The 1166-nt window shown below is 64.8% G+C and carries 1 protein-coding gene; it reads left to right on the top strand.

What is annotated here, in order from left to right; translation table 11 throughout:
- Positions 1-163 precede the first annotated feature (163 nt).
- Positions 164-1166, top strand: a 1003-nt coding sequence (locus GY725_04835; GenBank protein MCP4003500.1) for an N-formylglutamate amidohydrolase, incomplete at its 3' end; no start/stop codon positions are given.

Raw genomic sequence — 1166 nt, 5'->3', positions numbered from 1 at the left:
GATCATCCAGAACGTCGCCCAACCCCCGACGCGCATCGCCTTCATGGTGTATCCCTCTCGGACGGTGGAATTGTACTTCGACCCGATTGCTCGCGCTGCGACTTTCCTCCCCGCGGCCGTAGCAGTCGCGAAAAGACCGGCAAAACGGCTAAGATGGGGCCCCGTGGAACATCTTCTAGCCCCCGACATCGTGACCGACGATCTACCCCCGGTCGAGCGCATCGCGGTCGAGCCCGACCCCGAGGGGACGCCGTGTCTTGCGGCGTTCCGGAACCGAATCGCGATCGACGTGATCCACGACGGTCCGTGTGTGCCGGCTCGTTTCCTTCGGGGTGTCCCCGAAGCAGAGCTGCACGAAGCGTACAGGCGAGAGAGAGACTGGGGAGCCGAGCTCGTGGCCAGCGCCCTGGCCTCCGCGTTGCACCTGGGGGACTACCTGCGGGTGACGACCGCTCGCGTCCTGCTGGACTTCGGCCGGTTCCCGGGGACCACGCCGCCGCGCGCGGACTTCCTGGATCGCTTCGCGATCAACCATCCGTTTTCCCAGTACCTCGATCACGCGCAGAAGCGCGAGCTGCTCGAGGACTACTACGACCCGATCTCGGCAGCCATGGAGAGCATGCTCGAGTCGGCGCTGTTGAAAATCGCCGTTCACACTTACGACGAGAGGAATCCGACCGATACGCGGCGCCCGGCGGTCAGCATCGTCACTCGCCCGCACGGTCACCACAGGCACTTCGAGATGCCCGTGGGCCTGTTCGATCCGTTGTTCCCCGGCCAGCTTGCCGAGTACACCGCGGACAGGATTCTCCGCGCGAGGCTTGCGCTGGCACTCGAAGAGAACGCGATCTACGTCGCGGACAACTATCCGTACCCGCTCCCCGAGGGAAGCATCGAGGTCCGCTCGCAGGTGTGGTCCTTCTTTCGCTGGGTTCGACAACGATTCGAGGTCGAGCGGCCTTTGCCCGCGGACGCACCCCCCGAGCGCCGGGAGGCCCGAGCGCTTGTTTGGAAGATGTTGCTGGATACGAACCTGAGGTCCGCGGACAGTGAGTCCCTCCGCAGTCACCTCCACATGTACCGCCGGACCAATACGGAGCGTGCGCGAGTCTTCGACATCGCGCGCCACGAGTACGAGCAGATCGCGGCCTTCATTCACGCGGACG

This window comes from bacterium (genome assembly GCA_024226335.1).
Lineage (GTDB): Bacteria > Myxococcota_A > UBA9160 > SZUA-336 > SZUA-336 > JAAELY01.
Note: the sequence above shows the minus strand (reverse complement) of the source record. Positions and strands in the feature narration are given on the sequence as shown.